This is a genomic window from Massilia sp. YIM B02769 (assembly GCF_030411995.1).
Classification (GTDB): Bacteria; Pseudomonadota; Gammaproteobacteria; order Burkholderiales; family Burkholderiaceae_D; genus Telluria.
On sequence record NZ_JASNRC010000001.1, the window covers coordinates 432,782 to 453,851 of the forward strand.

17 protein-coding genes are annotated in these 21,070 nt (G+C 67.1%); 3 read left to right on the top strand and 14 right to left on the bottom strand.

Annotated elements, in window-relative coordinates; all coding sequences use genetic code 11:
- Positions 1 to 100 precede the first annotated feature (100 nt).
- From QPK31_RS02030 to QPK31_RS02040, 3 genes are read left to right on the top strand one after another with little or no spacing between them, the layout of a single operon-like run.
- The gene (locus tag QPK31_RS02030) at positions 101 to 1,594 is read left to right on the top strand and encodes a lipopolysaccharide biosynthesis protein (RefSeq protein WP_290421269.1); all 1,494 of its coding nucleotides are present in this window, start codon (positions 101 to 103) and stop codon (positions 1,592 to 1,594) included.
- On the top strand, positions 1,591 to 3,372 hold the full coding sequence (locus QPK31_RS02035; protein WP_290421270.1) for a hypothetical protein: 1,782 nt from the start codon (positions 1,591 to 1,593) through the stop codon (positions 3,370 to 3,372). The genes QPK31_RS02030 and QPK31_RS02035 overlap by 4 nt, the downstream gene beginning before the upstream one ends.
- Positions 3,369 to 4,331, top strand: a complete 963-nt coding sequence (locus tag QPK31_RS02040; protein ID WP_290421271.1) for a N(5)-(carboxyethyl)ornithine synthase — start codon at positions 3,369 to 3,371, stop codon at positions 4,329 to 4,331. The genes QPK31_RS02035 and QPK31_RS02040 overlap by 4 nt, the downstream gene beginning before the upstream one ends.
- A 76-nt stretch (positions 4,332 to 4,407) precedes the next feature.
- On the opposite strand, the gene QPK31_RS02045 is transcribed toward QPK31_RS02040, so the two are convergent.
- Genes QPK31_RS02045 through QPK31_RS02110 form a run of 14 tightly spaced genes read right to left on the bottom strand, consistent with a single transcriptional unit; the run spans position 4,408 to position 21,066 of the window.
- Positions 4,408 to 5,646 carry a glycosyltransferase gene (locus QPK31_RS02045; protein ID WP_290421272.1) on the bottom strand — a complete coding sequence of 413 codons (1,239 nt, stop codon included), beginning with the start codon at positions 5,644 to 5,646 and terminating at the stop codon, positions 4,408 to 4,410.
- Positions 5,647 to 5,693: 47 nt separating this feature from the next.
- A complete protein-coding gene (locus QPK31_RS02050) occupies positions 5,694 to 6,701 on the bottom strand; it encodes a polysaccharide deacetylase family protein (RefSeq protein WP_290421273.1) in 1,008 nt (335 codons plus the stop codon).
- Positions 6,698 to 8,035 carry a putative O-glycosylation ligase, exosortase A system-associated gene (locus QPK31_RS02055; RefSeq protein ID WP_290421274.1) on the bottom strand — a complete coding sequence of 446 codons (1,338 nt, stop codon included), beginning with the start codon at positions 8,033 to 8,035 and terminating at the stop codon, positions 6,698 to 6,700. The genes QPK31_RS02050 and QPK31_RS02055 overlap by 4 nt, the downstream gene beginning before the upstream one ends.
- The gene (locus QPK31_RS02060) at positions 8,028 to 8,153 is read right to left on the bottom strand and encodes a hypothetical protein (protein WP_290421275.1); all 126 of its coding nucleotides are present in this window, start codon (positions 8,151 to 8,153) and stop codon (positions 8,028 to 8,030) included. The genes QPK31_RS02055 and QPK31_RS02060 overlap by 8 nt, the downstream gene beginning before the upstream one ends.
- Positions 8,154 to 8,182: 29 nt before the next feature.
- A complete protein-coding gene (locus QPK31_RS02065; RefSeq protein ID WP_290421276.1) occupies positions 8,183 to 9,370 on the bottom strand; it encodes a glycosyltransferase family 4 protein in 1,188 nt (395 codons plus the stop codon).
- A complete protein-coding gene (locus QPK31_RS02070; protein WP_290421277.1) occupies positions 9,367 to 10,584 on the bottom strand; it encodes a TIGR04063 family PEP-CTERM/XrtA system glycosyltransferase in 1,218 nt (405 codons plus the stop codon). The genes QPK31_RS02065 and QPK31_RS02070 overlap by 4 nt, the downstream gene beginning before the upstream one ends.
- A 19-nt stretch (positions 10,585 to 10,603) precedes the next feature.
- Positions 10,604 to 12,556: an XrtA/PEP-CTERM system amidotransferase gene (locus QPK31_RS02075; RefSeq protein ID WP_290421278.1), complete on the bottom strand. Its 1,953-nt coding sequence runs from the start codon at positions 12,554 to 12,556 to the stop codon at positions 10,604 to 10,606.
- The gene (locus tag QPK31_RS02080) at positions 12,544 to 13,731 is read right to left on the bottom strand and encodes a TIGR03088 family PEP-CTERM/XrtA system glycosyltransferase (RefSeq protein WP_290421279.1); all 1,188 of its coding nucleotides are present in this window, start codon (positions 13,729 to 13,731) and stop codon (positions 12,544 to 12,546) included. The genes QPK31_RS02075 and QPK31_RS02080 overlap by 13 nt, the downstream gene beginning before the upstream one ends.
- A gap of 1 nt (position 13,732) precedes the next feature.
- Positions 13,733 to 15,277, bottom strand: a complete 1,545-nt coding sequence (gene xrtA / locus QPK31_RS02085) for an exosortase A (RefSeq protein ID WP_290421280.1) — start codon at positions 15,275 to 15,277, stop codon at positions 13,733 to 13,735.
- Positions 15,271 to 16,518 carry a TIGR03087 family PEP-CTERM/XrtA system glycosyltransferase gene (locus QPK31_RS02090; RefSeq protein ID WP_290421281.1) on the bottom strand — a complete coding sequence of 416 codons (1,248 nt, stop codon included), beginning with the start codon at positions 16,516 to 16,518 and terminating at the stop codon, positions 15,271 to 15,273. The genes xrtA and QPK31_RS02090 overlap by 7 nt, the downstream gene beginning before the upstream one ends.
- Positions 16,515 to 17,399: an XrtA system polysaccharide deacetylase gene (locus QPK31_RS02095; RefSeq protein ID WP_290421282.1), complete on the bottom strand. Its 885-nt coding sequence runs from the start codon at positions 17,397 to 17,399 to the stop codon at positions 16,515 to 16,517. Before QPK31_RS02095 ends, QPK31_RS02090 begins: the two co-directional genes overlap by 4 nt.
- The gene (locus QPK31_RS02100; RefSeq protein WP_290421283.1) at positions 17,396 to 18,454 is read right to left on the bottom strand and encodes an XrtA/PEP-CTERM system-associated ATPase; all 1,059 of its coding nucleotides are present in this window, start codon (positions 18,452 to 18,454) and stop codon (positions 17,396 to 17,398) included. The genes QPK31_RS02095 and QPK31_RS02100 overlap by 4 nt, the downstream gene beginning before the upstream one ends.
- A gap of 16 nt (positions 18,455 to 18,470) precedes the next feature.
- Complete coding sequence (locus QPK31_RS02105; RefSeq protein WP_290421284.1) at positions 18,471 to 20,039, bottom strand: TIGR03016 family PEP-CTERM system-associated outer membrane protein; 1,569 nt, start codon at positions 20,037 to 20,039, stop codon at positions 18,471 to 18,473.
- Positions 20,020 to 21,066 (bottom strand): XrtA-associated tyrosine autokinase, encoded by a 1,047-nt coding sequence (locus tag QPK31_RS02110; protein WP_290421285.1) that lies wholly within the window; start codon positions 21,064 to 21,066, stop codon positions 20,020 to 20,022. Before QPK31_RS02110 ends, QPK31_RS02105 begins: the two co-directional genes overlap by 20 nt.
- Positions 21,067 to 21,070: the final 4 nt, after the last annotated feature.

Below are 21,070 nucleotides of genomic sequence, written 5' to 3' on the forward strand. Positions count from 1 at the left end.
GGAGCGGCAGGCGGCTGCCCGGCACTTGTCCGGCGCCACGTCCGATCCCCCTGCTGGCGACATTCCGGAGCGACAGTCGCAATAAGGTAGTTTTGCAAACATGTTCCACAACAAGAAACACAGCCTGACCAGCGGCGCGATCATCATGATCGCGATGCGCTGGATCGACCGCCTCGTCGGCATCGTCAGCACCTTCATCCTCGCCCGCATCCTGGTCCCGGACGACTTCGGCATTGTCGCCATGGCCTCGGTGATCGTCGCATTTGCCGACATCATCTTCGATCTCGGCATCAACATCGCCCTTATCCAGCGCAAGAACCCGAGCCAGGCCTACTACAACACGGCCTGGACCCTGCGCATCCTGCAGACCGCCACGGTGGCCGCGGTGCTGATGATCCTGGCGCCGTTCGCGGCCGACTACTACAAGGATGCGCGCGTGACCGCCGTCATCCAGATGATGGCGCTGTCGCTGATGGTGACCTCGTTCGAGAACGTGGGCATCGTCAACTTCCAGAAGGACCTGCGCTTCGTCGACGACGCCAAGTACGTGCTGTTCAAGCGCCTGGTGATGTTCGTCATGACGATCGCGCTGACCTTCGTCCTGCAAAGCTACTGGGGCATGATCATCGGCGCCTTCTGCGGCCGCCTGGCGGCCACCATCCGCAGCTACATGGTGCACCCGATGCGCCCGCGCTTCGCGCTGTCGGAATTCGGCGAGATCTTCGGCATCTCGCAATGGGTGCTGGTCAAGAACATCAGTTCCTTCCTCGACCGCAAGATGCACATCTTCCTGGTCGGTGGCCTGGCGACCACCCGCATCACCGGCGGCTACACCCTGGCCGCCGAGATTTCCGACGTGCCCGGCACCGATTTGCTGGCGCCGATCAACCGCGTGCTGTTCCCGGCCTTTGCGCGCGCCCGCGACAACCTGCAGGAGCTGACGCGCCTGCTGCTGCGGGTGCAGGCGATCCAGGTGATGGTGACCTTCCCGGCTTGCGTCGGCTTCGTGCTGACCGCGCACGAGTTCGTGCCGGTGGCGCTGGGCGAGAAGTGGGTCTTCATCGTGCCCTTCATCCAGGTGCTGGCGCTGTCGAACATCATCCAGTCGATCAACAGCAGCGCCAACTACGTGCTGACCGTGATCGGCAAGATGCGCCTGCTGGCATTGACCAGCTGGATCCAGCTCGGCCTGTTCAGCACGGGCGCCTTTTTGCTGCGCCACGACCTGACGCCGGAACGCATCGCCCAGCTGCGCATGGGCGCGATCGTGATGACCTTCGGCGTCTCGTACTCCCTGCTGATGCGTAATATCCCCGGCCTGACGGTGCGCATGCTGGCGCGCGGCACCGGCCGTCCGCTGCTCGGCTGCCTGTCCATGGTGGGGGCGCTGACGCTGCTCGAGGCGGAAGTCGCCGCCCCGAACTGGCTGATGCTGCTGCTGAAGGTCGCCACCGGCGTGCTGGTGTACGGCCTGGTGGTGCTCGGGCTGTGGCGCCTGGCCGGCCGTCCCGATGGCGCCGAATCCTATTTCCTTAACAAGCTCAAGCGGCCCGCCCCTGCGCCGGCCGCTGCCGTACCTAGCGAGGTCAAATGAAGATCGACTTGGACCTGATGTCGCGCCAGTTCGCCGACGTCGAGTTTTTCCTGGCGTGCGTCTTCCCCGGCAGCGCGCCGGAGTTCGGCGCGGCGCCGGCCAGCCTGGCGGTCGTCGACACCCCGCAGTTCTGGGCGGTCAGCTCGCGCGCGCCGGGCAGCGGCGCCGGCCTGGTGCACGAGGTGGCGGGAAGCCAGCTGGTGTTTCGCGGCTATGAGGCCGCGCTGGGCGTGCATTCGTATTCGAAATCGGCCGACCTCGACCGCATCGCGGCGCCGGAAGCGCTCGAGAACGGCGCATTCGCCTACCTGAAGTTCGACCCGCAGCTGCAGCAGGCCACGGTGCGCAACGACGCCTTCGGCTTCGGTCCCCTGTACTGCCGCCAGCAGGACGGCGCCTGGTTCTTCGCTTCGCATCCCGCGCTCATCCATTTCGCCGGCGACGCCCCCGACCTGGTGTCCTGGGTCAGCCTGATGCAGAGCGGCTACCCGATGGCCGACCGCAGCTTCTACCGCGACATCAGCCGCTTCAGGGCCGGCGCCCAGATGACGATCCGGCGCGGCCAGGCCGATACGGTGCGGTGGTTCGACTTCGCCCAGCTGCCGCCGGGCGAGCAGATGATCGACGACGAGGCTTTCCGCGTCGTCGAGGACGCCTACATGGCGGCGATGGAACGTTGCCTGAAGCTCGACGTGGGCGACGTCACGCTGCCGTTCTCGAGCGGCTACGATTCGCGCCGCTTCTTCGCCACGCTGCTCAGGAAGGCGGTGCCGTTCAAGGCGGTCACCTGCCAGACCTACCACCGCAAGAACGGCCGCGACTACGACATCGACGCCTTCTTCGCGCCGAAGATCGCCTCCGCCTTCGGCGTCGAATGCGAGACGGTGCGCGCGGCCACGCCGGCAGCGGCCGAAGCCGACGCCGTGCGGCGCCAGGCCCTGATCGGCACCGAATCCTTCATGCACGGCTGGGCCATGCCGCTGATGCGCTGGCTCGCCAAGCGCCCGCCCTCGCTGGTGTTCGACGGCCTGGCCGGTGACACCTTCGGCAACTCCGGCTACGAGATCGACGGCCTGCACGAGACGCCGCAAAAGGACGCCGAGCTGCTGCTCACGCGCCTTACGCGCCCGTTCGCGCTGCGCCACCTCGCCGGCATGTTCCCGACGGTGGAGACCCTGCGCCAGCACTACGGCCGCTTCCTGGCGCAGTTCGCGCCGAACATGAACCAGGCCGAGATGGCCTTCCTCGAAGCGCGCACGCGGCGCTGCATCAGCCCCTGGATCACGATGATGCACCCGCCCGGCCACGTGGTGGTGTTCCCCTACTGCGACGTCGAGTTCGCGCTGGCGACGCTGCGCTACCACCCGGCCGAGAAATACCGCTACTTCTTCCAGAAGGAATGCCTGCGCCGCTTCTATCCCGAATTCTACGAATTCCACGGCTCGCGCAACATGCCGCCCGACCTGACGCCGCTGGACGAGAAGAGCAGCCGCGCCTACGACCAGGTCGAGGAGCGCTATGCCTACGGCGACGCCGGCGTGGCGCGCGCCGCGCTGACCTACCTGAGCCTGCCGAACCGCCTGCTGCTGCTCGGTTCGCGCCTGGTGCCGGCCCTGCGCCGCCACCGCGACTGGCTGTTCCGGCCGCTGCTGCTGCTGGTGCGCACCCAGCGCGAGGCGCCGGTGTTTATCGATGCCGGTACGGCGGCGCCGGATGCGCGCCGTAGCGGTGCTATTGCAATGACAGAGGCGCAAGCCGCGAAAAGGGGAATGGCATGAAGACAGTCGGACTGATGATCAGCACCAAGGAGAACGAGAAGCGGCGCGCCATGCTGCCCAAGCACATCGCGCGCATCCGCAACAGCGGCCAGCTGTATTTCGAGTCCGGCTACGGCGAAGCCTTCGGCCACAAGGACGAGGAATATATCGCCGCCGGCGCCAATGTGGTGCCGCGCGAGGAAGCGCTGTCGAAGGACGTGATCGTCGATCCGAAGATCGGCGACGCCAGCTACCTGTCGGAACTGCGCAGCGGCCAGACCGTGTTCGGCTGGGTGCACGCGGTGCAGAACCGTTCGATCACCGACAAGATCGTGGCCAAGGAAATCACGGCGATCGCCTGGGAAGACATGTTCGAGGGCGGGCGCCACGTGTTCTGGCGCAGTAACGAGCTGGCCGGCGAGGCGGCGATCATGCATGCGTTTACGCTGTACGGCAAGCTGGTCTACGAGTGCAAGGTCGCGCTGATCGGGCGCGGCAACGTGGCGCGCGGCGCGCACCGCGTGCTGTCCTGCATGGGCGCCCACATCAACGTCTACGAGCGCCGCACCGAGCAGCTGCTGCGCCAGGAGCTGGAACAGTACGACGTCATCGTCAACGGCCTGCTGTGGGACGTCTACCGCAAGGACCACATCATCTACCGCGAGGACCTGCCGAAGCTGAAGAACCCGGCGATGATCGTCGACATCAGCTGCGACCGCGCCGGCGCGATCGAGACCAGCCGCCCGACCACCATCGAGGACCCGGTCTACATGGTCGACGGCGTGCTGCACTACGCGGTCGACCACACCCCGGCCCTGATCGGCTACTCGGTCACCGACTGCCTGGGCGAGGAAATGGTGAAGTACCTCGACACCATCATCGAAGGCCGCGCCGAGGACGACCCGGTGCTGAAGCCGGCGATCTGCATCCGCAACGGCAATATCGTCGACCAGCGCATCATCGACTTCCAGAAGCGCTAAAAAGGCGGGAATCCAAAAAAAACGACGTGCATGCACGTCGTTTTTTTTATCCTTCTACTTCTCTTTTACCGGCTGTTCAACCGGCGACCTCGTCGAACACCTTCGCCAGCTCGCTGGCGCGGTGCGCCCGCGACGAGGCCGCGACCAGGGCTTCGCTGGCCACGTGGGCCTCGCCGCTGCGGATGCGCGCCACGAAGCCGTCCAGGGTGCGCGCGATGTCGGCGCTGTCGCCCATTTGCGCCAGGTCGTGGAAGCCGCCGTTGCGCAGCACGCGCGCGGTTTCGCCGGCGGTGTCGACCAGGCCGAGGACCGGCTTGCGGGTACGGAAATACTCGTAGATCTTGGCCGGCACCTGGGTATTGAAGGGCGTGCCCTGGAACACCAGCAGGCCGTCGGCCGCCAGCATTTCCTTGAGCGCCTCGCGGTAGGGCACCGGCGGCGCCACCTCGACCAGGTCGGCGACGCCGTGGCGCACCACGAGCTTGCGCACGCCCTCGATATCGCCGGGCGCGCGCAGCACCACGCGCAGGTTCTCGGCGCCGATCCGTCCCGCCTGGCGCAGCTCGGCCAGCGCCTGCAGGAAGGCCGAGGGGTCGCGTCCGTTCTGGTACAGCACGCCGCTGTGCAGCAGCGTGATGCGCTCGGGCGCGGGGCCGGGCGGCGCCAGGGTGGCGCCGTCGAAGCCGTCCTCGTCGTAGCCGTTCTCGATCACCAGGAATTTTTGCGCGGGCTGCTCGGGATAGCGCTCGCGGTAGACCTGCATCGCGCTGTGGGTGGTGAACACGGCGCGGCTGCAGCGGCGCACGGCCTGGCCCTCGATCCAGGCGAACACCTTGCGCTGCAGCTTGTTGGTCGGGTAGGAGGGCTGCATCATCGGGTCGCGGAAGTCGGCCACCCAGGGCAGGCCGGTCAGGCGGTGCAGGGTCAGGCCGATCAGGTGCGCGGTGCCGATCGGGAAGGTCGACCAGATCACGCGCGGCCGGTGGCGCCGCACCAGCGCCAGGCCGGCCGGCACCGCGGCGAACCACCACGAGATCCAGCGGTCCGGCAAGGCCAGCGCGCCGGGATAGCGGCCCTTGTAGCCCATGTGGGTCTTGGTGTCGAGCGCAAAGGCGCGCTTCACGACCAGGCTGGCCGGCACGCTGGCCAGCTGCGAAGGATTCTGGGCGCTGTAGGCGCGCGGGTGGGCCGACAGCACCAGCGGTTCCCAGCCATGGGAGCCGAGGTTGCGCGAAAAACTCAGGGTACGCTGGATGCCGCTGCTGGCGGCCTGCGGAGGAAAGTGAAACGCAATCAGGAGTGCACGTTTGTTCATGGTCTGTCTGTAAATGGGCTGCGCGGTGCGGCCGGGTTCGGCGGGATTCAGCCGCGCGCCAGCCACTGCAGCAGGCGCAGGGCGAAGCGGAAAGGCGTACGGTCCCAGGGCCGGCTGCGCGGCAACTGGAAGCGGTCTTGGGAAGCCGTGATGGCGCCCACCGCGGTCGTGAAGGCGGCGTCGAACCCGGCTTGCCGCACCATGGCGACATGGCGCGCGTCGAAATCCTTGCCCGCCTTGCCGTTCGGGTAGGCGAACAGCCGCACCGGCTTGTCCAGGATCGCCTCCAGGGCTTCCTTGCTGCCGCGGATCTCGCCGAGCGCGGCCGCATCGTCGAGGCTGGTGAGGATGGGATGCGAGATCGTGTGGGCGCCGATCTCGATCCCGTGGCGGTCGAGGTTGCAGACCATCTCGGGGGTGAGCATCAGGCCTTTCGACGGCAGGTCGCCGAGCAGGGCCTCGAGCCGTTCGGTGAGGCGCTGGCGCTCCGGCGGCGACATGTACTTGGTGGCCTCGGTCACGCGGCCGAGGGTGGCCACGCGCTCGCCGATGCTCTGCAGCGGGAACACGCCGAGGCCGAAGTCCTGCAGGTCCAGCTCGTCCGACTCCAGGGTCTGCACCGCTTCCACGATGCGGTCGTTCCACATGGTGTCGTCGCCGACGAAGCCGCTGCTGACGAACACCGTGGCGCTCAGGCCGAGCCGGCGCAGCACCGGCAGGGCCAGGTCGTGCACCGAGCGGTAGCCGTCGTCGAAGGTGATGCAGACCGCGCGCGGCGGCACCTTGCCGCTGTCGACGGCGCGCAGGGCCTCGCTCAGCGGCAGCACGTTGAAGCAGCGCGCCAGCAGTTCCATCTGCCAGGTGAAGATCTTCAGGTCGGGTTCGGAGGCCAGCAGCTGGCTCGGTTCGGCCAGCACCCGGTGGTAGTTGATGATGACGATACGGCCCTTGCGGGACGTGAAGCGGGCGATCAGGTCGCCCATGAAGCGGATAAAGTGCTCGTTCATGCGAAATGGTGTGTGTTGCGCCAGGCGGTCGGCGGTCGCTTGCGTCATGCCGCCATCCGCTGCGGCGGCGCCGCGATGGCCGGCACGGACAGGGCGGCCGGCAGCATCCGCGTCTGCATCACGATGACCAGCCCGAAGATGGCGAAGATCAGGTCGAAATACGCCAGGCTGAGGGCGGCGCCGCCCAGCGCAAAGGCGAAGATGCTCAGCTGCAGCATGGTCGCGGCGGTCGGCAGCCAGGCCGGGGCGCCGGCGCGGCGCGCCTGGCGCGCCACCGAGCCCGCCTTGAAGAAGCTGCCTGCCAGGCAGCCCAGGTAGAGCAGCAGGCCGCCGAAGCCGTGTTCGCCCAGGACCTGGAAGTAGATACTGTGGGCGGCGCGGCCGACCGTGGTGTTCGGCACCGCGCTGCCCGTATAAAACCAGGGGTAGGAGAAGAACTCGGTCGACAGGCGCGCCCAGTTCGGGAAGTATTCGAGCGACTTGAAGCCGCCGCCGAAGAAGGGGTGCTGCATGGCCATGATGAAGCTCAGCTTCCAGGCCACGACCCGGGTCATGAAGGACGAGTCCTCGTCGGCCGAGGCGATGGTGTCGATACGGGCCGAGTAATCCGAGGTGATGATGAAGGAAATCCCGATCCCGAGCACCAGGATCAGCACCGTCAGCAGCATCTTGCGGTCGCTCTTGATGTACATGTAGGCGCCCAGCGCCAGCAGGGCGATGAAGCCGCCGCGCGACTGGGTGCCGATCACGCCCAGCACCAGCATGCCCATGGTGCCCAGCAGCGCCAGGTTGATTAGGCGCGAGCGCTTGCCGTATTCGATCCACAGGTAGTAGCAGATCGGCAGGACCATGACAAAGGCCAGCGACAGCTCGTTGCGGTCGCCCAGCACGTGCCCGGACAGGCCGACGATGTTGTGGTGGCCGCCGCTGACCAGGAATTTCAGCCCTTCCAGGTCGGCATAGAAGCCCACCGACAGCACCACGCACCACAGCACGAAATCGAGATGCAGCTTGTCCTTGATGACCAGCACCACAATCACGAACAGCGCGATTATTTTCCAGAAACGCTGCCAGATCATCCAGGCCGCGTCCGGATTGCCGATGGTGGTGATGGTACTGATCGTGGTCCAGGCGAAGAACAGCAGGACCATCGCCCCCAGGCCGGTCAGCCTGCCCTTCGGCTTCTCCTTCCACGCCAGGTAGCCGAGGATGGCCACGGCCGCGAACAGCAGGTTATAGCGCGGCGCAGCGGCGATGCCGTAGACCCAGGCGTTCGGGTAGAACAGCGCCGTCCACAGCCACATCCCGACCGCGACGAAAGGCCGCTGCGCCATCGCGTACAGCATCAGCGGCAGCAGCAGCAGCAGGAAAATGTCACGCATGGTCGCGCTCCTTCCTGGCGTCCCTGGCGTCCTTGGCGTTCTGCTTGTCCTGCCGGACGGCCCAGAGGCAGAGGTAGACCACTGCCCCCAGGTCAAGCGCCCACAATAAAGATTCCATCGTTTTCGTTCATCCGTTCAGGGTTGGGCTCAAGGCCGGGCCGCGGCCAGCACCGGGGTGCCGGCGCGGCGCGCCAGGATCTCGCCGAACAGGCGCAGCTGGCCTTCGGTGGTGTCGTCCCAGCTGAAGCGCTCGGCGTAGCGGCGCGTCGCGGCGCGGTCGGGGTAGTTGGCGAGCAGGGCGTTCACGGCGTCGGCCACGCCCTGGTAGCTGCGCTCGGCCATCAGCACGCCCGCTTCGGGCGCGGCCACCACTTCCGGCGTGCCGTACACGCGGCTGGCCACCACCGGGGTGCCGCAGGCCATGGCCTCCAGCAGCACGTTGGCCCAGCCTTCGCGGCTGGACGACAGCACCAGGGCGTCGGCGCTGCCGTAGTGGCTGCGCAGCTGGGCTTGCGGCACGGCGCCGAGGAAGCGCACGCGGTCGGTCACGCCCAGTTGACTCGCCAGCGCTTCCAGCTTGGCGCGGTCCGGGCCGTCGCCGGCCAATACCAGGCGCACGCCCGGCAGCAGGGGCAGGGCGCCGATGATCAGGTCCTGGGCCTTGACCGGCACCAGGTGGCCGACCGCCAGCAGGGTGAACATGGCGTTGGGCGTGCGTTCGACCGGGCGGAACAGTTCGAGGTCGACGCCGTTGCGCAGCGAGACCACGCGGTCGGCCTCGATGCCCATGCCGACCACTTCGTCGCGCAGGGCATTGCAGACCGTGATGACGGCGTCGGCGCGCCTGGCCGCCCACAGGATCTGGCGGCGCGGCAGGGCGTACTGCGGGAACAGGGTGATGTCCGAGCCGCGCGCGGTGATCACCAGGGGCTTGCCGAAGGCGCGCGCCAGCATGGCGGCGGCGACGCCGTCGGGATAGAAGTAATGGGCGTCGATCAGGTCGAAGTCGTAACCTTCGTCGAGCATGCGGCGAATCGCCGGCTTCACGGCTTGCGCCAGCAGCAGCGGCGCCACGCTCATGCCGACTTTCGGCAGCACCGGATAGCGCGGGTGGCTGACCTCGATCCCGTGGCGCACTTCCTGGCGCGGCGCTTTCGCAAAGCGCGCGTACTGGCCGTAGCGCGGATTGGTCGACGGGAACCAGGGGATCGGCGCGACCACGCGCGCTTCCACCCGGCCGCTGGACACCAGGTGGCGCAACCGGGTTTCCACGAAAATCCCGTGCCCCGGCTTTTCCGCGTTCGGGAACAGGGTGCTGAAAGTCAGGATCTTCATGCAGCCTTCAGGCCGGTCAGGCGGCCGTAGATGTTCTTGTAGTGCGATACGCTGACCGGCCAGTTACGTTCGTTTTCCACGTAGGCGCGTCCGGCCGAGCGCAGCGCCGGCCACAGCATCTTCGCGTCGAGCAGGTCGCCGACCTTGGCGGCCAGCGAGGCCGGGTCGTCCGGTGCGAACAGCACGCCGGTCTTGCCGTCGACGATCAGCTCGCGGTGGCCGCCGACGCTGGACGCGGCCAGGATGCGGCCCTGGGCCATGGCTTCCAGCGGCTTCAAAGGCGTGACCAGGTCGGTCAGGCGCATCGACAGGCGCGGGTAGACCAGCACGTCGAGCAGGTCGTAGTACTTCTGCACCTGGTCGTGCGGCACGCGGCCGGTGAACACCACCTTGTCGGCGATGCCCAGGTCTTGCGCCTGCTGGCGCAGCCTGGCGTCCTGCGGACCGCCGCCGACCAGCAGCACGCGCAAATCCGGGTGGCGCGCGGCCAGTGCCGGCACCGCGCGCAGCAGCACGTCCAGGCCTTCGTAGGCGTAGAAGGAACCGATGAAACCGATCAGGCGCTTGCCTTCGAAGCCGAGCTTGCGCTTGAGTTCGAGGTCGGCTTCGCCGCCGACGGCGAACTTGTCGATGTCGACCGCGTTCGGGATCACGGTGACCTTCGACGCCGGGATGCCGCGCGCGACGATGTCGCCGCGCAGGCCTTCGCAAATCGTGGTCACGGCGTCGGCGCGCTTCAGGGCATAGGTTTCCAGGCCGCGCGTGAGTTTATAACGCAGGCCGTTCTCGGTGCTGGTGCCGTGGTCGACGGCGGCGTCTTCCCAGAAGGCGCGCACCTCGTACACCACCGGAATGCCGAACTTGCGGCCGGCGCGCAGGGCGGCGATCGCGTTCAGGCAGGGCGAGTGGGCGTGCAGCACGTCGGGCTTGATCGTCGGGATGATCTCGAGCAGGCGCTTTTCCAGGCCGCGGATGACTTCCAGCTGGTTCAGCACCGGCATTTTCGCCAGTGCGCCGGTCGAGCGCGGGGTGCGGTAGAAGTGCAGGCCGTCGGCCGTTTCTTCCGCCAGGTCGTTGCCGCCCAGGTGTTTGGCGCCGGTGACGTGGAAGGTTTCCCAGCCGAGCGCGCGCTGCTCGCGCAGGATCGAGGCGGTGCGGAAGGTGTAGCCGCTGTGCAGCGGGATCGAATGGTCGAGGACGTGAAGGACACGCATGTAAAGCTCCGGAATGCCGTTATGCCGCGGTGGCGATCAGCTGGCTGCTGCTGCCATGAATACTGGTTGCGCCGTCGGCGCCGTTCTTGCGCAGGAAGGCTTCGAACATCAGCACCGCCCACAGCGCCGTGCTGTGGTCCTTGGTGCCGGCCAGGTGTTCGTCGACCATGCGCTGCAGATAATTCGGGTTGAAGATGCCGGTATCGACCAGCATCGGGTTCAGCACCGCCGCCTTCATGGCTTCGCGCAGCGGGCCGCGCAGCCAGGACGCCAGCGGGATCGAGAAGCCCATCTTCTTGCGGTACAAAATGTCGTCGGACAGGTAGGGCTGCAGCGCCTTCTTGAACACGTGCTTGCCTTCGCCGTTGCGCAGTTTGCACGAGGACGGCAAGCCCGACACCCATTCCACGAACTTGTGGTCCAGCAGCGGCACGCGCACTTCCAGCGCATGCGCCATGCTGGCGCGGTCGACTTTCGTCAGGATGTCGCCCGGCAGGTAGGTCTTCATGTCGACGTACTGGGTGATCGACAGCGGATCGTCGGTCGGCGCATTCGCCGCATGGCCGCGCATCACCTCGACCGCGCGGTAGCCTTGCAGCTGGCGGCGGAAGCCTTCCGAGAACAATTGGTCCCGCACGCGGTCGACCAGGATCGACACGCCGTGGAAGTAGCCGTCGACCAGGTCGCGCGCCAGGGCTTCGAAGGTGGTCTTGGCGCGGAAGATGCGCGGCGCCCAGTCGGCCTTCGGGTAAGCCTTGCCGAGGAAGCCGAACACCGGTTTGCGCAGGGCCAGCGGCAGCATCGAACGCACCTGCTGTTCGCCCATCGCCATGCGGTAGCGGCGGTAGCCGGCGAAGTTCTCGTCGCCGCCGTCTCCGGACAGGGCCACGGTCACGCGCTTGCGCGCGAGCTCGCAGACGCGGTAGGTCGGGATCGCCGAGCTGTCGGCATACGGTTCGTCGTACAGGCCGGCCAGCAAATCGACCAGGCCGTAGTCGTCCTTGTCGACGGTGTCGCACTGGTGATTCGTCTTGTACTGCTCGGCCACCTGGCGCGCGTAGGTCGACTCGTCGAAGGCCGGGTCGTTAAAGGCGATCGAGCAGGTGTTCACCGGACCCTTGTTCAGGCCGGCCATCATGGCGACGATGGCGCTGGAGTCGACGCCGCCGGAGAGGAAGGCGCCCAGCGGCACCTCGGCTTCGAGCTGGCTCTCGACCGCTTCGCGCAGGCGCACGATCAGCTCTTCTTCCATCTCCTTTTCGGACATGGCGCCGTGCGGCGTGAAGGGCACGTCCCACCAGCGCTTCGGCTGGATGTTCTGCGCGTTGGCGCCGACCTTCAGGGTCAGCGAATGGCCCGGTTCGAGCTTGAAGGCGTCCTTGAAGATGGTGCGCGGCTCCGGCACATAGCCGTAGGCGAAGTATTCCTCGACGGCGCGCGGTTCGATCACGCGCGGCAGTTCCGGGAAGGACAGCAGCGACTTCAGTTCCGAGCCAAAGATGAAGGTGCCGTCCGGCAGGAAGGCGTAGTGCAGGGGCTTGATGCCGAGGTGGTCGCGCGCGACAAAGAAGGTCTGCTTGTTGCGGTCCCAGATGGCGAATGCGAACATGCCACGCAGGTGCTTGACGCAGTCTTCGCCCCATTCTTCCCAGGCGTGGACGATGGTCTCGGTATCGGACTTGGTGGCGAAGGTATAGCCCAGCGCCGTCAATTCCTTCGTCAGCTCGCGGAAGTTGTAGATCTCGCCGTTGAACACGGTGACGACGGTCTTGTCCGCGTTGAACAGCGGTTGCTGGCCGGCGGCCAAATCGATGATCGACAGGCGGCGGTGGCCGAAGCCGACGCCGGGTTCCAGGTAGACGTCGCCCTCGACCGGACCGCGGTGGAACTGGGTCTGGTTCATGCGTTCGAGAGCGCCGCGCTCGACGTTGCGCGTACCGCGCGGGTCAAAAATGCCAACTATTCCGCACATGGTTGAGTAATCTCGTTAAGGTTGTTCGTGCGCTTGCCGAGGCGGTCGTACAGCGCCGTGTAGGCGCCGACCATCGCGGCAACGCTGTAATGGCGTTCGATGTTCGTGCGTGCGGCCGCGCCATGGGCGGCAACGCGGGATGCGTCGGCGGCGTACAGGCCGAGTGCATCGGATAAAGCCTGCGGATTGCCGGCCGGGACCAGGGCGCCATTCACGCCGTCCTGCACCACTTCCGGGATGCCGCCGACCGCGGTGGCCACCACCGGCAGGCCGCAGGCCATGGCTTCGAGCAGGGTCACCGGCGTGCCTTCGGCAATCGAGGACAGGACGAACAAATCGAAGCTGCGCATCAGTTCCGGGATATCGTTGCGTGCACCGGGGAACCAGACCAGGTCGGCCACGCCCAGCGCTTGTGCCTTCTGCGCCAGCTTGTCGCGCAGCGGGCCGTCGCCGACCACGGCCAGGCGCAGGCGTGCACGCCCCTCCGGATGCGCCGTGCAGAGCAGGGCGAAGGCTGCGATCAGGCTGGCCTGGTCCTTCACGTCCTGCAGGCGGCCGACGGTGCCGATGACGAACACGTCCTGGCCGGCCCACGGCGTCGTCGCTGCCGCCAGACCAGGGGCGAAGCGCACGGTGTCGACGCCGTTCATGATCAGTTCCGACTTCCTGGATGGAATCCCGACCACGTTCGTCAGCCAGCGCGCCAGGTCGTGGGACACCGGCACGTAGCGGTCGATGAAGGGCACCAGGGCGCGGCGCAAAAAATTGTGCTTGCGGTTCAGGCCCTGCGGATCGCTGGCGTCGCGTCCGTGCTCGGCATGCACGCGCACCGGCACGCCCGCCAGCCAGGCCGGCGCCGCGTATTCGGCACAGGCGAAGTTATAGGTGTGCAGCACGCTCGGGCGCAGCCGGCGCAGCAGCTTGAACAGCTTCACATGGATGCCAAGGCCCAGGCCGGGCTGCTTGTCCAGTGCGTACAGTTCGACGCCGGGGCGCGTGATCTTGTCGGCAAACGCCGTGTAGCCGGTCAGGCAGACCACCGCGTGGCGGTAGCGCTCCGGCGGCATGTGGTTGATGCAGTCGACCAGCAGGGTTTCCAGCCCGCCGAAGTCGAGCCGGTAGATCAGGTGCACGACCAGCGGAATGTCCGCCGGCCGCTTGTTCGTTACCGCCATCTTACCGTCCCCGTGCCGCCTCGAGCGTGGCTTCCAGCGGCGCCAGGTTGGCGCCGAGGAAGCTGCGCAGTGCCGCGCGCGCCGCTTCCGGATTCTCGCCGACCGGTGTCGCCACCATCAGGGCCGCGCCGTCGTCGCCGTGCATCATCAGCTTGGCTTTCGCCTGGCGCAGCTTGCCGACGTAGTCGTTGGCGGTGAAGCCGCCGTCGACCCAGTTCCAGTGCCAGACCAGGTAATTGCCTTGCGGGCCGCGCACGCGGGTTTCGCGCAGGGCCAGCGGCTGGCCGCCGATGTCCTCGGTACGGCCGCCCGACGCCACCTGCTGGAATTCTTCCTTGCGGCTGTCGACGCGGTTCACGGAGCTGATCAGGCGCTTTTCCGGATTCTGGTTGCGGTAGTACAGCACGTTCAGTTCCACCGGCACGCCGCCGGCCGTGTACTTGCCCTTCAGGACAGCGTCGGCAGGCTGGTAGGTCGGGCTCCAGGTCGTGCCGCCGACCGGGCTCGATGCCAGGCGCGAGCCGTCCAGCTGCACCGGCGCCGGGTTGTGGGCCGCCTTGTCGCTGACATAGGCCAGGGCCGGCCACAGCGCGCAGACCGCCACCGCGGCAAGCGCCACGCCCAGCACCGGGCGCGATGCCGCTGAATGAAGAGCCGCGCCGTTAGTCCCGGCTGTCGCCGGCACGATCGGCGCTTCATCTTCCCTCCAGTAGCTGCCGATCCAGAACATGATGAACATCACCAGGCCGAAGAACAGCCAGCCGTAGATCAGGTGGTCGACGCCGGTGGCCAGGGCCATGTCGCTGGTGTGGCCGATCATCACGATCATGTAGGCGCGCAAGCCGTTGGCGACGATCGGCACGATGATCGAGAGTCCGATGAACAGGGCGCGGCGCCAGTTCGAGCGGTAGCTGAGGTAGGCGTACAGGCAGCCCAGGGTGATCGAGGAAATCAGGTAGCGCACGCCGCTGCAGGCTTCGACCACCGACCAGTTCCCGGTCGGCAGTTCGAACATGGTGCCGTTGCGCAGCACCGGGATGCCGGTGGCGCGCACCGCGGCGACGGTGAAGTCGGCGGTGAAGTTGATCAGGGGCTGGACGAAGACTTCGCCGAAAGGCACGGCGAACAGCAGGAACAGCAGCGGGAAGGTCAGGGCGCCGGCCAGGCGGCGGCCGAGCACGGCCAGGGCCACCGCCGGGAACATGGCGACAAAGGCGTACTGCATCACCACGCCGACTTCGCCGGCGCGCGCCACCAGCCAGCCGGCGCCGCACAGGGCCAGCAGGCCCAGGGCCGGCCAGTACGGCACGACCGGGATGTGCTGGAAGACTTCGCGCCGGCGCCAGATCAGCCACAGGCTGATCGGGGCGATGGCGTAGCCGTGGGCGAAGGTCTCGGAGCTGTTCCAGACCGAGACGATCGAGGCCGCCGTGCCCCAGTACAGCAGTAGCGGCGCCAGCAGGGCGGCAACGATGATGGCCACGGTCGGCACGGCCATGCGGCCGCCGGCTGCTCCAGACAAGGCTGGGTTATCGTTCATCAGCATTCGAACCTCGTTTCGATGGTGGACAGGTGGGCCGGCCAGCTGTAGCGGCGCTCGACGCTGGCGCGCGCGGCGCGGCCCATGGCCGGGTGGGGCGAGCGCAGCAGGCCGATCACGGCGTCGGCATAGTCCTGCGGCGCGTCGGCCACCAGCAGTTCGCGGCCCTCGATCGCCTCGATGCCTTCATAGGCCTGGGGCGAAGCGACCACCGGACGCGCCATGGCCATCGCTTCCAGCACCTTGTTCTGGATGCCGCGCGCGATGCGCAGCGGCGCCACCGCGGCCTTGCAGTGGGCGAGATACGGCCGCACGTCGGGCACGGTGCCGGTGACGACGATGGACTCGCCGGCCAGGGCTTGCACTTCCGTCGACGGGCGCGCGCCGACGATGTAGAAGCGCGCCTGCGGCACCGCTTCCAGCACGCGCGGCAGCACCTCGCTTGCGAACCACTTCACGGCGTCCACGTTCGGCCAGTAATCCATGGCGCCGGTGAACACCAGGGCCTGCTCGCCTTCCTCGAAGGGATTGTCGTAGGGGCGCTCGGGGCTGAAGTAATCGGTGTCGACGCCGTTGTTGAAGAAGCCGATCTTGGCGCGGCTTTCCGGCGCCAGGGTGCGGAACAGTTCCGCTTCCGGGTCGGACACGAACAGCGAGGCGTCGAACTGGTCGGCCACGCGGCGCTCGTAGTCGAGCAGGCTGCGCGCTTCATGGCGGTAGACCCAGCTCATCGGCCAGGACTTCTTCTCGGCGTACTGGCGCCATTTGTCGGAGTCGACGTCGCAAAAGTCGATCACGCGGCGCGCGGCCGGATAGTCCTCGGCGTACTGCGCCATCACCGACGAGAACATCATGATGCGGGCAATGCCACGCTCGCGCATGGTCCTGGCGATCCAGGCCTTCATGCCGGCGTCGCGGTAATAGCCCAGCGAGAGCGACTTGCCGCTGGCCAGGGCAACGGCACTGCGCACCTTGCCCTCCATCGGCTTCAGGCGCGCGAAGTGGCTGGAGGCGCACAGGGCCTCGACCTTCGGCACGTACTGCCAGTCGTCCTCGTCGTCGACAAAGGTCGCCAAGTGCACGCGGTACTTGCCGGCCAGGTGCTTCAGCAAATGGTAGGAACGGATCTTGTCGCCCTTGTTCGGCGGGAAGGGGATGCGGTGCACCAGCAGCAGCAGGTCGGGCTTTGCCGCCTCGGCGGCTTTCGCCGCGCGCTTTTCCAGCACGCCCTCGATGATCGAATTCATGGCCGTTCCAGGAAGATGCGGTCCATGCGGTCCCAGGCGAAGTCCTGGGCCAGGGCGGCGATGCGCCTTTCCATGCGCTCGATGTTGATGTAGTGGCGGAAGCGCGCCTTGGCGCCGAGTCCCTCGGGACGCGGCTGGCCGGGGTCGACTTCCCAGGGGTGGAAGTAGAACAGGGCCGGCTCGTTGTCCATCTCGTTGACGCGCTTGACCATCCAGCGCGACAGCGCGTACGGCAGCAGGCGGAAATAGCCGCCGCCGCCGGCCGGCAGCTTTTTCGAACCCAGCTGCACCGTGGTGATCGGCACTTCGAGCAGGCCGTCGGGGCCGTTCGGGTAGAAGGCGAAACGCGGCGCGTTCGGCATGCCGTAGTGGTCGTGCCGGATCGGGTAGATGCTCGAGCTGTAGCGGTAGCCGGCTTCGGTCAGGGCGTCCAGCGCCCACAGATTGCCTTCGCCGATCGAGAAGCTCGGCGCGCGATAGCCGATCACTTCCTGGCCGCCGATGTCTTCCAGCATGGCCTTGCTCGAACGGATGTCGTTGTCGAATTCGGCGCGGCTCTGGTCCGAGGCGCGCAGGTGGCCGTAGCCATGGCTGGCCAGTTCATGGCCGGCCTCGACGATGCGGCGCACCATGGCGGGATAGCGCTCGGCGATCCAGCCCAGGGTGAAGAAGGTGCCTTTCACGTCGTGTCGCTCGAACAGCGCCAGAATGCGCTCGACGTTGGCTTCGACGCGGCATTCGCGCGTCGGCCAGCTGTCGCGGCTGATGTAGGGAGCGAAGGCCGAGACCTGGAAATAATCCTCGACGTCGCAGGTCATGGCGTTGCGGATGCGCTCGCCCGGCTGGCGTTGCGGCCGGGCTGCGGGAGTCTGCATTCTCATTCGGGGGTATCCACGTGTTGGTTCGCCTGCACGCCGTTTTGCGGGGTGGCGACGATTTTCTTCAGGATCGATAGCACCGAGACGATCGATTTCTCGAGGCGCATCATGCGCTCGTCCAGCACCTCGGCGCTGGCGCGGCGTTCCGGCAGGTGGCCCAGCGGATCGTCGGACAGGTAGCTGGCGCCGTCGATGCCGCCTGCCTGCGCGCCTGGGGCCTGCGGCGTGTTCACCGCCGTCGGCAGCTGGAATTCCTCGGCGATGTCGCCGATGACGGTCTTGATGTGTTCTTCGTTGAACGCGTGCAGCTCTTCCAGGTAGCCCATCAGGAGCACGCGGTCGAGCAGGGTGTTCGTCTTGCGCGGGATGCCGCCGGTGTAGCCGAAGATCGCGGCGTGCGCGCTCTCGTCGAATGCCGGGTCGCCGTTCCAGCCCACGGTGTGCAGGCGGTGCTCGATGTAGGCGGCGCTTTCCTGCGCGTCCATTGGGCCCAGGTGGTAGCTGGCGATCACGCGCTGGCGCAATTGCTGCATGGTCGGGCTGTGCAGGGTGGCGCGGAACTCGGGCTGGCCGAGCAGGAAGGTCTGCAGCAGCGACTTGTCGTCGGTCTGGAAGTTCGACAGCATGCGCAGTTCCTCGACCGTCTGCGGCTTCAGGTTCTGGGCTTCGTCGATCACCAGCAGGGCGCGCTTGCCCTGGCGGTCGACGGCGCGCAGGAACTGCTCGAGGCGGGTCAGGAGGTCGGTCTTGCTGGCGCCCTCGTAGGGCAGGCCGAAGCCCGAGACCACCATGCGCAAGGTGTCGTCCGGATCGAGGTGGGTGTTGACGATGTGGGCGGCGGCGATCTGGTCGGAAGGCAGCTTGTTGAACAGGTTGCGCACCAGCGTGGTCTTGCCGGCGCCGACTTCGCCGGTGATGACGATGAAGCCTTCACCCTGCGACAGGCCGTATTCCAGGTAGGCCATGGCCCGCTTGTGGCCCTTGCTGCCGAAGAAAAAGTGGGGATCGGGGCGCAGCTGGAAGGGCTTGGCCGAGAGTCCGTAATAACTTTCGTACATCGTGTCACTCCGTATTTTAGAGCTGCACCGTCACGGTGGCGGAGACGGCGTTTTCGGTGTAGTCGCGGCGCTGCACTTCGCTGTTGCCGCTGGTACGGCGGTACTCGAGGTTCCCGCGCACCGAACGGCCGAAGCGGTGGCTCAGGCCCAGGCGCAGCGAGTTCTGGCGGCTTTCGAGGCCGGTGTCGATCGAGCGCGCATGCGTCGACGTCAGCGAAGCCACCGCGGTCGAGCGCGCGCTCAGGCGGTAGTTGTAGGACGCATCCGCGCCGTACTGGCGCACGCTGTCGTTCAGGGAGCTGAGCTGGCTGCCGAGCAGGCCGCTGTCGCTTTGCGCCGACGACAGCGCCGTGCGCCGGCTGGCGTACAGCGACAGCACCGCGCTGCTGTGGCGCCAGTCGAATACCACCGAGCCTTGCAGCAGCTTCTGGCGCATGTAGCGGTTGGTCAGGTAATTGATGCTCTCGGCCAGCGAAGGCGGCAGGCCGGCGGCCAGGATGTAGGCTTCGATCGCCTGGCGCCGCATCACCGGGTCGGGGATGGTGGTGCTGAACATCGAATCGAGCAGCGAGGCGGTGTCGATCGCGGCCGGCAGCGTGAACTGCGAACGGGTCGTGGTGACGGCGTCGGAATAGGCGACCTTCCAGGTGCTGTGGCGGCTGCGGTGCAGGGCCATCAGCGAGCCGGTGTTGCCGAGGAAGTGGCGGCCGACCGACATCTGGATGTTGGTGCGCGCCGACGGCGCCCAGGCGAAGCCGGTCGACCAGCTGGCGCCCGAGGTGCGTCCGCCCAGTGCCTGGTAATCGTACTTGTCGTAGCCGCCGGTGGCGGTCAGGCTCAGGGTGGTGCCGATGCGGTAGTTCAGGCCGAGCAGGGCGTTTTCCGACGAGGTATCGCCGAAGCCTTCGTTCTCGATATCCTGGCGCGCATAGCGCAGGTTCCAGCCGACGTTGCGGAAGCCCGTGCCGCTGGCGATGTCGAGCGACACGCCGTCGGCCGTGCTGTCGCCGTAGACGCTGCGCGAATCCGAATTCACGCTGTCGTGGCTGTAGCGCAGGATGGCGCTGGCGAAGGTGCCGAAGCGGTGGGTCAGGTAGGGGCTGATGCGCCAGGTCTTGACGTCGGTCGAGTTGTCGCTGGTATAGCGGTTGCCGTCGCCGTCCTCGATCACCGGGCCGAAGGCCGAGATGCTGCGCGCGTTGGCGCCGGCGCTCGCGTCGACATAGAACAGCTGGTCGACCACGTTGACGCGGCCGGCCGCATCGTACTGGCGCGTGCTGTTGCGCACGCCCGGCACGTCTTCCTCGCTGTAGTCGTAGTAGTACAGGCGCGCCTTGGCGGTGAAGTCGACGCGCGCGCTGTGGCCCTGCACGTCGAGGCCCGGCACCGCCTCGGTGACCCAGGACGAGCGCTTGGTGGCGTCGTTGCGCAGGTTGACGTTGTCGGTATAGCTTTCGCTCAGGCTGAAGGAAGGGGTGACCTTCCATTCGGCGTGGGCAGGCAGGGTCGCCAGCAGCGCCGCCGCCAGCGGTGCCAGACGAAGCGGACGCAACATGCGCGAGCGCTTAGCCGTAGTGATAGTCATACGTTTCTTCGATGCCGGGGATGTCCCGGGCCTTGTTGTAGATGAGGTTCACGTTGCTGCAGCCTTCGAGCTGGCGCAGCGATTCCTTGACCGCGTGCTGGGTCGTGGTCTGGGCCTCGACCACCATCACGATCTGGCCCATGTGGCTGGCCAGCACGCGCGATTCGCTGGTCAGCAGCAGCGGCGGCGAATCGAAGATGATCACGCGGTCCGGATAGCGGTTGGCGATCTCGTTGACCATGTTGCTCATCGTCGAGCTGGCCAGCAGCTCGGTGGCGCGCGGGGTGCTGGTGCCGGCCGGCAGGATGCTCAGGGTGTCGACGTTGGTGCGCAGCATGACGTCCGACAAATCGAGCTTGTCGTCGATCAGGATGTCCATCAGGCCGCGCTGGGCCGGCAGGCCAAGCGTGCGCAGCACCGAAGGACGGGCCACGTCGGCATCCACCAGCAGCACGGTGTGGTCGAGTTCCATGGCGATGCTCATCGCCAGGTTGATCGCGCAATAGGTCTTGCCTTCGCCCGGCAGCGAGCTGGTGACCATGATCAGGTTGTTCGGGCGGCCCGGCGCCGAGGCTTCGCCGAAGGCGCGTTTCAGCAGCGGGCGCTTGATGACGCGGAAGTCCTCGAGCAGGCTGGTACGGCCGCTGGCGGCGGTGACCATGCCGGCGTCGCGCATGCGGGCCAGGTCGAGGTCGACCTTGCGCGCGCTGTGCTTGCCGCTCGGGGCACGATGGATGTGGGGCTGGGCCGGGGCCGCGTGGGCAGCCGCGGCGGTAGCCGACGCGCTACCCGACGCGGTAGCCGACGCCACGGCCGCGGCCGCGCTTTCGGCCGGCGTCGGCGCAAAGGTTTCGAGCGGCACGGCGTGGATCGCCGGCGCCGCCGGGGCAGGGGCCGCCGCTGCGGCCGGCGCGGCGTGCTGGTTCAGCGCCACCACCTGTTCGTCGGTCTCGACGGGCACGGCGGCGGGGGCCGGGGTGTTGCGGGTGTGGTCAATGCGGCTGGCCGCTTTTTCGATAATGCTCACATTC

Coding starts and splice junctions, on each gene's coding strand:
- QPK31_RS02030 (WP_290421269.1), top strand. CDS start 101: ATGTTCCACAACAAGAAACACAGCCTGACCAGCGGCGCGATCATCATG.
- QPK31_RS02035 (WP_290421270.1), top strand. CDS start 1,591: ATGAAGATCGACTTGGACCTGATGTCGCGCCAGTTCGCCGACGTCGAG.
- QPK31_RS02040 (WP_290421271.1), top strand. CDS start 3,369: ATGAAGACAGTCGGACTGATGATCAGCACCAAGGAGAACGAGAAGCGG.
- QPK31_RS02045 (WP_290421272.1), bottom strand. CDS start 5,646: ATGAACAAACGTGCACTCCTGATTGCGTTTCACTTTCCTCCGCAGGCC.
- QPK31_RS02050 (WP_290421273.1), bottom strand. CDS start 6,701: ATGACGCAAGCGACCGCCGACCGCCTGGCGCAACACACACCATTTCGC.
- QPK31_RS02055 (WP_290421274.1), bottom strand. CDS start 8,035: ATGCGTGACATTTTCCTGCTGCTGCTGCTGCCGCTGATGCTGTACGCG.
- QPK31_RS02060 (WP_290421275.1), bottom strand. CDS start 8,153: ATGGAATCTTTATTGTGGGCGCTTGACCTGGGGGCAGTGGTCTACCTC.
- QPK31_RS02065 (WP_290421276.1), bottom strand. CDS start 9,370: ATGAAGATCCTGACTTTCAGCACCCTGTTCCCGAACGCGGAAAAGCCG.
- QPK31_RS02070 (WP_290421277.1), bottom strand. CDS start 10,584: ATGCGTGTCCTTCACGTCCTCGACCATTCGATCCCGCTGCACAGCGGC.
- QPK31_RS02075 (WP_290421278.1), bottom strand. CDS start 12,556: ATGTGCGGAATAGTTGGCATTTTTGACCCGCGCGGTACGCGCAACGTC.
- QPK31_RS02080 (WP_290421279.1), bottom strand. CDS start 13,731: ATGGCGGTAACGAACAAGCGGCCGGCGGACATTCCGCTGGTCGTGCAC.
- xrtA (WP_290421280.1), bottom strand. CDS start 15,277: ATGCTGATGAACGATAACCCAGCCTTGTCTGGAGCAGCCGGCGGCCGC.
- QPK31_RS02090 (WP_290421281.1), bottom strand. CDS start 16,518: ATGAATTCGATCATCGAGGGCGTGCTGGAAAAGCGCGCGGCGAAAGCC.
- QPK31_RS02095 (WP_290421282.1), bottom strand. CDS start 17,399: ATGAGAATGCAGACTCCCGCAGCCCGGCCGCAACGCCAGCCGGGCGAG.
- QPK31_RS02100 (WP_290421283.1), bottom strand. CDS start 18,454: ATGTACGAAAGTTATTACGGACTCTCGGCCAAGCCCTTCCAGCTGCGC.
- QPK31_RS02105 (WP_290421284.1), bottom strand. CDS start 20,039: ATGACTATCACTACGGCTAAGCGCTCGCGCATGTTGCGTCCGCTTCGT.